This is a genomic window from Hymenobacter nitidus (assembly GCF_020447315.1).
GTDB classification, from domain to species: domain Bacteria; phylum Bacteroidota; class Bacteroidia; order Cytophagales; family Hymenobacteraceae; genus Hymenobacter; species Hymenobacter nitidus.
Window position 1 is genome coordinate 1 of sequence record NZ_JAJADQ010000022.1, and the last position, 10646, is coordinate 10646.

Genomic DNA, 10646 nt, shown 5'->3' on the forward strand with positions numbered 1-10646 from the left:
TAGGCCGCGGCCTGGGCGAGGAACTGCTCGTAGAGCTCGGCCGTGAGCGTGAGCGGGGCCTGGCTGTGGGCGAGCATATACTGCTGGCGAGCAGCGGGCAGGCTCTGGTCCAGGGGCAGGTAGGCGGCCCCGGCTTTCCAGCTGGCCAGGATGGCCACCACCACGGCCGGGCTCTGGGGCAGGGCCAGCGCCACCAGCGAGAGCGGGGCACCAGCGGCGGCGGTGGCGGCCGCCGCGTGCCGGGCCCGCAGGAAGTGGGCCAGCTGCGAGGACAGCGCATCGAGCTGGGCATACGTGAGCTGCTGGCCCGACACATCCGAGACGGCCACCCGCGTGCCGTGCGCCATGACCACTTGAGCAAATTCCGTTAACAGGCTGCCCGTAGTTTCCAGCGGCATGTTCTGACCGCGGCTGGCGGTTTCCAGCGCTACCAGTTGCGGCGCGCTTAGGTAAGGCAGCAGGCCGATTTCCTTGGTTGGCTCGTTGAGGGCTGCGGCCAGGAAGCCGCTGACATTGGCCTGCAGCTGCTGGGCAAAAAACTCGCTGTAGATGTCGGTGTTATACTTCAGGTTGAGCGTCAGCTCGTCGCCGGACTCCACGAAGGAAAACAGGTAGTCGTATTTGCACACCTCGTCTTCATACGACAGGGATTGAATGGCCAGGTCGCCATAGTCCCAGCCGTTGTCGCGCTGCGTGACATCGGCGTTGGACAGCAACAGCCAGCAGTCAAACAAGGGCAGGCGGCTGGTGTCGCGCTTCAGGTCGAGTTCTTTCACCAGCTGGTCGAACGGATACACCTGGTGCTGGAAAGCGCCCAGGGTGGTGTCCTTCACCCGCTCAAACAAGCCCTCGAAGCTGTCCTGGTGGCTAAATTGCGTGCGCAGGGCCAGCGTGTTAACGTAGAAGCCAATCTGCTCCTCCAAGTCGGCATGCTCGCGGCCGGCAATAGGGCTGCCGATGATAATATCCTCCTGACCCGTGTAGCGGTGCAGCACGCCTTTCACCACGGCCAGCAGGCCGGTGAGCAGGGTGCCGCCGCGGGTCTGGCTGAACTGGCGCAGGCGGCGCACGGCATCCTTATCGAGCTTGGTGCGCAGGCTGGCGCCGTTGTAGGTTTTTACCAAGGGCCGCTTTTTGTCCGACGGCAGGTTGAGAATAGGCAGTTCGCCGCTGAATTTTTCCAGCCAGTAAGAGCGAATTTCGGTGAAGGAGTCGCCCGACAACCGGTTTTCCAGCCAGCCCGCGTAGTCCTTGTACTGAATGGCCAGAGCCGGCAGCGGATTATCCTGCCCGTTGCGGTAAGCACCGTAGCAGTCCATCGTGTTGCGAATGAACACCTCCATCGACCACCCGTCGCAGATGATGTGGTGGGCGTTGTAGTACACCACGTAGCGCGCCTCGCCGGTCTGAATCACGCCCACGCGCAGCAGCGGGCCGTGGCTCAGGTTGAAGATGCGCTTGGCCTCGGCCTCCAGAGCCGTCGTTACGTCCTGGGCCTGGTTGGCAGAACTGCGCAGATCCAGGTAGTCAACCGCAAAGTTGAGCTCGGCCGCGGGCAAAATAAACTGCCGCACCTCTTCCGTGCGCGGGTCCTGGCCAAACACGGTGCGCAGGCTCTCGTGGCGACCAATAACGGTGAGCAATGCCTGCTCGAAGCTCTCGATGGAGAATTCGCCTTCGAACTGCAGGGCGTTGAAGATGTTCAGGGCCGAAGAACTGTCGCCGACCTGGCTCATCACCCACAGGCGCTTCTGCCCGTTCGAAACGGGGTAGCTTTCCTGCTCGGCTACTTTTTCAATGTTGACAAAGCCCTGCTTGCTGGCGTGGCCGAGCAGCTGAGCCTGGGAGGCAATGGTAGTGTTGGTGTAGAAATCCTGCAAAGACAGCATGATTTCAAAGTCGCGGTGGTAGCGGCTGATCAGCTGGGTGACCTTGAGGCTGTGGCCCCCGATTTCGAAGAAGTCGTCGTGCACGCCGATGGGCTGCTGGCCCAGCACTTCCTCCCACAGACTCACGAGGCGGTGCTCTAACTCGGTGCCGGCGGCCACGTACTCGGCGGCCTTGCTGAAGTAGTCCTGCGGGTTGGGCAGCTTCTTCACGTCCAGCTTGCCATTGGGCGTCAGCGGAATAGCCTGCACCGGGATGAACACGGCCGGCACCATGTATTCGGGCACTTTTTCGGCCACGAACTCGCGCAACTCGGCTGCTTCCAGCACGGCGTCGCTGATGTAGTAGGCCACCAGGTAGCTTTCCTCGCTGGCGTTTTTCCAGAGCGTAACGATGCTGGTATTGATGGCCGGGTGCTGCTCCAGGCCTTTCTGAATTTCCTGCAGCTCCACGCGGTAGCCCCGGATTTTCACCTGGTCGTCGATGCGGCCCAGGAAGTCGATTTCGCCGGAGGGCAGGAAGCGGGCCAGGTCGCCGGTTTTGTAGAGGCGCACCCCGGGCAGGGCGGCTACTTCCACAAACTTGGCGCTGGTCATTTCCGGCTTGTTCAGGTAGCCTTTGGCCAAGCCGTGGCCCGCCAGATACAGCTCGCCGATGCTGCCGACGGGCGCCAGGGCCAGTTCGGTATCCAGCACGTAGGCCTGCATGTTGGTGATGGGTTTGCCAATCAGCACCGTTTCGTGCTCGGTGGCCACCTCTTTCACGATGCAGCCCACGGTAGCTTCGGTGGGGCCGTATTCGTTGTAAATGTGAATATCCGGCGACAGGGTCTTGAGGATGCGGATGTGCGAAGCCAGCAGGGCCTCGCCGCCCACAATGACGTGCCGCACGTTCGTCGACTCCAGCCCCAGGTAAGCCAGCAGGGAAATGTGGGTCGGGGTCATCTTCACCGTGTCGATGGCACTGGTGGGCGCAAACGACTTGTAGAGCATCTCCGAAATACCCAGGCCCCGCTCGAAGGTGTGCAGGCTCTTGCCGCGGCTGATGGAGCTGAACAGCGCCGTGACGGTCAGGTCGAAGGAGAAGTTGGTAATCAGGGAGAAATTGCCTGTTTCAGGCTCGGCGCCAAAGTAGTAGCCGTTCACCCAGGCAATGTAGTTGAGCAGATTGGCGTGGGTAATTACGCAGCCCTTGGGCTCCCCGGTAGTGCCGGAAGTATAGATAATGTAGGCCGTATCGTCGGCGGCGGGCAGGGGCAAATTCACCTCGGCGGGCTCGGCTACGCCGCTCAGCACCTCGGCCACGGTAGTGATGGTGAAGTCGGGGAACTCCTGCTCCCACTCGGCTACCAGCTCGGCCTGGGCCAGAATAACCTTGCAGCGGCTGTCGAGCAGGATTTTCTGAATCCGCTCTTTGGGGTTGCTGCTGTCAATCGGAATGTAGGCCGCGCCGGCGTAGAGCACGCCCAGCATGGCCAGGGAAATTTCGGTACTGAGGTCGAAAGCCAGCCCAATCAGGTCGCCGGCACCGACGCCGTACTTGGCTTGCAGGGCCACGGCCAGCTGCTTGCTGACGCGGCCCATTTCCTGGTAGGAAAACGTGGTTTCGGGGCCTACCAGTGCGGTATCGTGGGGCTGTGCCGCAATGGCTTCCTCGATCAGCTGCAACACGGTATGCTGCGTGGCCGGCGCCTGATTGGTAGCGTTGGCCGCGGCTATAATGGCGTAATCCTGGGGCAGCAGCTCGTTGGCAGCGCGGGTCGGCTGGGCCAGAAAGGCTTCCAAGTTGGCCAGCAGCAGGCCGCTGGCTGCCTCGTCGTACTGGTTCTGGTCGTACTGAAATTGTACTTCCAGGGTGTCGCCCATGTCCAGCACAAATAGCTTCTGGCTGAATTCACTGGTGACGGCCGCGAGTTTGGTCAGGGCCAGACCAGTATTGCTGGTGGCTACGTCGTTGTATTCTACCGCGTAACGGGCCCGGGCCGGCACCGCATTGGTGTACCGGTCGAAGAAATAATAGTCGCTCCAGTCGAGGCAGCCCTCGATGGTTTGCTGCACCTGGGCGCTGAGCTGCGCGAGTGTGTCGGCCGCGGCAAGCTCTACCACCAGGGGCAGATTTTTGGCAAACGGGCCGATAACGGAGGCCAGTTCGTCGTAGGCCCGGCCGTTGGTTACCAGGTCCAGGGCCAGGGCGGTGCGCTCCGAGAAGCGCCGCAGCACTTGCGCGTACAGCGCTACTACCAGGGTTTGCACGTCTACGGCGTGGCGCTGGGCCAGGGCTTTGAGCGGCCCGGCGGCTACCACGGCCTTCTTAACGCCGGCTTTAAACGGCTGAGTCAGCTGCTTTTGCTGGAAGGCCAGCTGAATTTCGGCTTCCTGATTTTCGCGGCTGGCCTTGGTCCAGAAGGCAATGGCTTCTTCATTTTCTTCCGCGGCCAGCTCCTCCTGCCAGGCCGCGTACTGCGCGTTCTGAATAAGATCATCGGCGGCGGGCAGTGCGTCGGCATTGCCGGTAAGCACAGCCGCCACCTCGGCAAAGAACAATTTCACGCTAGGCACGTCCAGCAGCACAGGCAGGCATTTCAGCCGGATGCGCCAGGCGTCGGGGCCGGCCGGCTCCAGGTGCAGCCACAGCGGGCGGGCCAGAGATACGTCCTCGTTGCTTTCCTCCCACACAGCGGTGCCCGCCTCCTCCTCAATGGATTGCATCGGCAGCGAAAGTCCCTCTTTATACACCAGTACGGTGCGCAGAATATCGTAGCGGGCTACGACGGCCTGCAGGGCGGCCACCACGGCCGCGCGCTCCACCTGGTACTTGATTAGGTATTCGGCTTCAATGAGAAACGACTCCTGATTGGGCGCGAATTGTAGAAAGAATTCCTGGTTTTTAGAAATAGGACTTAGCATTGGAATAATCAAATTAGAAGTATCGGTCGGATAAAAATGAACTATAGCAACAGCTCGCCGGAGCGTGCGCGGATAACTGGAAGAAACAAGCATAAGGGCCTGTCTTCCGAAGAAGCGATGAGGGTAAACGCTAAAAGAGGGGCCACAGCGCTGGTGGTAGTAGGCGCGGGCGGGGTATTATTTCAGACTGCGGTATAATGAATAACGAAGAGCAGGCTGCGGGCTGTTAGGACAGGAAACTATAGGGAGTTAGTGGTGATAAGATAAAAAGGACACGTAAGTAGCTGCGGTAATAAACCAGGGAAAGTTAAGAGCAGATAGCCTGCCCTTAACTCCCGTTAATTCAAAGAATGCTCCTAAAGTAGTACATATTCGGATACTACCAACAACTCGCCGTATTAATTATTTGTGGCGGTTGGTTTTTTGTAGGGCTCCACGATGGAAACCACGATTTGCCGCTCGCCTTTGTAGGGGCTCCGGCCGTGGGCTGTCATCATGTTGTCGAGCAGCAGCAGGTCGCCTTCCTGCCACAGGAACAGCACTTTTTCCTTGTCGTAGGCATTCTTAATCTCGCTGTACTCCTCGAAGGAAATCTCCGAGCCGTCGCCGAAAAAGGTGTTGGAGGGCAGCAGCTCTTCGGGCATTTCGTCTTCGGGCTCCAGGCCGATTTCCTCGTAGAGGCTGTACTTGTTGAAGAAGTAGGAGTGGTTGAACCACATCAGGTCGCCCGAGTCGGGATGGGCGTAGATGGCGGGCTTCTGCCAGCGGATGGTCAGGTTGTCTTTGCCGCTGAAGATGCACTGCACGTTGTTTTCGGCGCACACGCGCTTCACTTCCTCGGGGTCGGTGGTCTGGAACACTTCCTGCCAGGGCATACCAATGTGGGGCGACAGGTTGCGCTGGTAGATAACGCCCAGGTCCATGAACTTCTGGCGCAGGGCCGGGCTCAGGCTGGCCAGCACGCGGCGGTTGTCGGCAATGGGGGTTTCGCCCTGCTCCTCGGCCGCCTTGATGCAGCAGAAAATAATTTTGCGGCCCCAGGCATAGCTGTACGACGACTCGCTGTGCATATTAATGGTGCGCTCATTGGGGTAGGTGGTCGACACGTACACCCGGTCGGCCACGGCGTAGCGGGGCGAGGAGCGGAACATGTAGGGGATGCTTTCCTCACTGAAGCACTTCATAAAGGTGTCGAACTTCTCGACCGTATTGATGGCAAAGCCGCGGAACAGAATGCCCCCGTGCTGCACCAAGTCGGCTTCTACTTCGGCGCGGTGCTCCTCAATCCAGGTTTTCAGGTCCACGCCCTTCATCAGGGGCTTGATAACCAGCGGCAGGCTGCCGGTGCCGGCGAAGTACTCTTTTACCGTAATGTCCTGGTCCAGCTCGGCGAGCATGGGGGCAGCTTTGGCGGCTTTCAGTTTTGCTAAGTTGTTCATGGCGTTATCGATTTTAATTGCTGTGAAATGATATAAAATGATGGTTGGGGTACGTTGTGGGCATGGAAGCTAACTAGGACAGTTTGCCGCTCATCAGCTTCATGCGGTTGGCCGAGCGCAGCTGGCGGGCACTCTCCTTTTGCTCCTGGCGCGCGGCGGCCAGCATTTCTTCCCGGATTTCGTGCAGGGGCCGGTTGGGCTCCTGCATCACCTGGGCCAGCAACTGCTCCAGCGAAGCGGCAAACTGCTGAATATCACGCTCCTCGAACAGCTGCTGCTGATACGAGTAGCTGATAAGCAAAGCCTTTTCCTGCTCCGTGATGTCGAGCCAGAGCTGGGCTTTCACGAAGTTTTCTTCCTTGGTGAGCGGCAGCAGCTCCAGGCCCAAATCCAGGTCCGACTCGGCCACGTGGGCGTTCAGGGGGTTCAGGTTCAGGCCCACGTTGAAGAAGGGCTGCTCCTGGCTTTTGTGCACCTGGTCCACGATGCTCAGGTAAGGGAACTGCTTGTGCAGCATCACTTCTTTCACCGAAGCCTGCACGTTGCGGAACAGGCTGGCGAAGCTTTCCTGCTCGCCTACCCGGGTCCGGACGAACACCGTGTTCAGGAATAAACCCACCAGGTCTTTCACTTCCTCATGGTCCCGGGTCGAGACGGGCGTTACCAGCGTCAGGTCTGGCTGCTCGGTTTCGAGGTAGCACAGGGCCTTGAACAGGGTGAGCAGGGCCATGTACAGGGTGCCTTTCTCGTTGCCGACCCAGGTACGCAGCTGGCTTACCAGGGCTTCGTCGGCAATGGCCTGGCGGTATACATCGGCCTTAAAGGCGCCCGAAACGCCGGCTTTGCGCCACGGAAACTTGATTTGCGACTCGTAGCCGGCCAGATAGCTTTTCCAGAAACCGGCGCTTTCGGCCAGCTTGGCTTCGTTGCGGTTTTTGCGGCTCCAGTCGGCGTAGTCCTTGAACTGAATCGGCAGGGCGGGCAGGGCAATAGCGGCCTGCTCGGAAACCTGGTTGCAATACAGCGTAAACAGCTCCCGAACGATGATCTGAATAGAGAAGGCATCGGAGATGATGTGGTGCATGTTGAACAGAATCAGGAACTCATCGACCCGGTACTGCACCACCTGCAGCTGAATCAGGGGCCCGTTCACGAAGTCGAACGGCTTGGTCAGCTCCTGGCCCACCAGCTCCATCAGGTCATCTTTGCCCAGCAGCTCCGTGCGTCGGTCCTGCACGCTGAAGGCTTCCGGCGTCTGGTCCAGGGGCAGCACCCACTGCCGCACGTTGTAGGCCTCCTCGTCGTAGCGGAACACGGTGCGCAGCACCTCGTGCCGGCCCTGAAGCTGCGCAAAGGCCGTTTTCAGCTTTTCCACGTCCAGGAAACCCACCAGCTGGTAGGCCATCGAGATGTTGTAGGCCACCGACGTGGCCGGGTCCTGGCACACGGCCCAGTACACTTCCTGGATTTCGGTGAGCGGGTAGCTGCGCTGCGTGGGGGCCACGCTCAGGCCTGCCTCCTGCTCGGTTACGTCGTTGATCAGAATGGCCTGCTCCTCGATGGTAGTGGCGTAGAACAGCTTGGCCGAGTCCAGCGCAATCTTGAAGCCCGACTTGATTTTGGCCACCATCAGGATAATCTTGATGGAGTCGCCGCCCAAATCGAAGAAGTTGCTGCGGATGCTGATGGTGTCTTTCTTGAGTACCTGCTTCCAGATGGCCAGCAGCTTTTCCTCCACCGGGTTGCGGGGCGCAATGGGCCCAAACTCGGCGCCGGACGCCATGCTGTCGGGGCTGGGCAGTTGGCGCTTGTCCACCTTGCCGTTCACCGTCACGGGCAACTCCTTGAGCTGCACCAGGTAGGCCGGCACCATGTAGTCGGGCAGGGTAGCGGCCAGGAAGCCTTTCAGCTCAGGCAAGAGTACTTGCTCGGGGCTGGTGAAGTAGGCCACCAGCACTTTTTCCTCGGCTATGTCGGCAGCTACCACCACGGCCTGCGTGATGTCGGAACGCAGCAGCAGCGCATTTTCCACTTCGCCCAGCTCGATGCGGTAGCCCCGCACCTTCACCTGGTCGTCGCGGCGGCCGAAATACAGCAGATTGCCGTCGGGCAGCACTTTGCCGGTGTCGCCGGTGAGGTAGATGAAGGCGCCGGGCTCGAACGGGTGGGGCACAAACTTAGCCGCCGTTAGGTCGGGCCGGTGCAGGTAGCCTTCCGACAGCTGCTTGCCGGCAATGACGATTTCGCCCTCCACTCCTACCGCCGCCAGCTGCATGCGCCGGTCGAGCACATACACCTGGGTGTTGGCAATGGGCACCCCGATGGTGATGCCGCTGGTGTGGCGGTCAATCTTGGCCACAGTGGCTCCGACGGTAGTTTCGGTGGGGCCGTACTCGTTGTAGATTTCAATATCGGGGTTGATGGACAGCAGGTAGGCCACGTGCTTTTCCTTGAGCTGCTCGCCCCCTACTATCACCTTCTGCACAGCCGTGGGCCGCTGACCCAGCTCGCTGAGCAGACCCACGTGCGTAGGCGTGCACTTCACCACGCTGATGCCGTGCCGCCCCCAGAATACGTCGGGCAGCACTTCATCCAGGCCTTCTTTGCCGTAGACGACCACCTTGCCACCCGTCACGAGGGGGGCGAAAATGCTGGTCACCGTGAGGTCGAAGGAGAAGGACGTGAACAGCGGGAAGGTAGAGCCCGCCTTGGCCCGGCAGTTGGCGTTGGTGCAGGTGTCCTGCACTTTCGCGCAGGCCTTGGTGCAGTAGGTCTGGGCCGCGTAGCTGATGTAGTTGGTCAGGTTGCGGTGCTGAATCGGCACGCCCTTGGGCCGGCCCGTAGTACCGGAGGTGTAGATGGCGTAGGCCAAATCCGAGGGCTGATTCAGCACCCGCTCGTTCCACTGCTCGTCATAGGTAGCCTGCACGGCACGGAAGCGGTTGAGTTCCTGCTCGTCCAGCAGCACCTTGCTGCGGCTGTCGTCGCGGATGTAGTCGATGCGCTCCTGCGGATACTCCGGGTCGATGGGCACGTAGGCAGCCCCGGCTTTGAGGGCCCCGAGCACGGCTATCATCAACCATTCGCTGCGGTAGAGCTGGATGCCCACGAAGTCGTTGGCCTGCACGCCGTACTGCGCTATCAGGTACTGGGCCAACTGGTTAGTCACGGTATCCAGCTGCTGATACGTCAGGCTGGCGCCGCCGTGCACCACCGCCGTGCGGTTGGGCGTCTGGGCCACCTGCTCGTGGAAGAGGTCGATAACCGTCTTTTCGAGCGGATACTCGACGGCCGTGTTGTTGAGCTCCACCAACAGGCGGTGCTTTTCGGCGGGCGTCAGGTGCTCCACGGCGTCTATCTCCTGCTCGGGGTCGGCCACGAAAGCCGTCAGCAGGTTGAGGAAGTGGTCTTTGAGCGCCGCCATGAAGCTGGGCTCGTAGATATTCTTGTTGTACTTGAACTCCAGCCGCAGCGAGTCGCTGGTCGGAATGCAGTTGATGTGGAAGTCGAAGTTGGTGCTTTCGTACAGCTCCCGGCCGGTGATATTCAGCGCCGCTTCGGCCACCAGGCTTTCGTCCGGACCTTCGTTGTCCAGGTTCTCAAACACCAGCACGTGGTTGAACAAGTCGCGGCCCAAGGCGCTCTGGCTGCGCACTTCGCCCAGGGGAGAATAATGGTGCGGCTCGCTGGCAATGTGCTGCTGCTGCACCTGTTGCAACAAACTGCGCACACTCTGGCCGGCCTCGTACTGCACGCGCACCGGAATGGTGTTGATAAACAGGCCCACCATTTCCTCGACGCCGGGCAGCTCGCCGGGCCGCCCCGATACCACCGTACCGAACACCACGTCGGCCGCGCGGGTGTAGCGGCTCAGTAGCACGCCCCAAATGCTTTGGACCAGCGTGCTGAGCGTGAGCCCCTGCTGGCGGCAAAGTCCAAGCACCTGCTCTACCAGCGCGGGCTCGACCTGCAGGCTTTCTTCGGCCTGGGCGTAGCCAGTGCCAGCCGTGGCGCTCGTGGTGGGCAGCTCGGCGGCCTGGTCGTAGCCGGCCAGATATTGCTGCCAATACGCCAGGGAAGCTTGCGGGTCGCGCTGGTCGAGCCAGCGCAGGTAGTCGGCATACTTGTACCGCTCGCGCAGCTGCACAGGCTGCCCGCTCACTTTGCCTTGGTAGAGCTCGGTGAACTGCTGGGTCAGCAAGCGTGAGCACCAGCCGTCCATGATGCAGTGGTGGTGGCTCCAAATAAATTCAAACTCGTCGGCACTGAGCTGGACGACGCGCAGGCGCATCTGGGAGCCCTGGCTCAGGTCGTAGCCCCGGGCCAGGTCGGCCTCTTTCTCCCCCGCCAGGGCCCGCGCCAAGTCCTCTCCCGCATACTGGCTCAAGTCCACGAAGCTGAAGCCCTCGCGGAC

The 10646-nt window shown here is 60.6% G+C and carries 3 protein-coding genes; all 3 read right to left on the reverse strand.

Going from position 1 to position 10646, the window contains the following annotated elements; all coding sequences use genetic code 11:
- A partial coding sequence (locus LGH70_RS23330; RefSeq protein WP_226190883.1) for a non-ribosomal peptide synthetase occupies positions 1 to 4793 on the reverse strand: 4793 nt, incomplete at its 3' end.
- Between the two features lie 398 nt (positions 4794 to 5191).
- Positions 5192 to 6232 (reverse strand): TauD/TfdA family dioxygenase, encoded by a 1041-nt coding sequence (locus LGH70_RS23335; RefSeq protein ID WP_226190885.1) that lies wholly within the window; start codon positions 6230 to 6232, stop codon positions 5192 to 5194.
- A 73-nt stretch (positions 6233 to 6305) separates the two neighbouring features.
- Positions 6306 to 10646, reverse strand: a 4341-nt coding sequence (locus tag LGH70_RS23340; protein ID WP_226190897.1) for a non-ribosomal peptide synthetase, incomplete at its 5' end; no start/stop codon positions are given.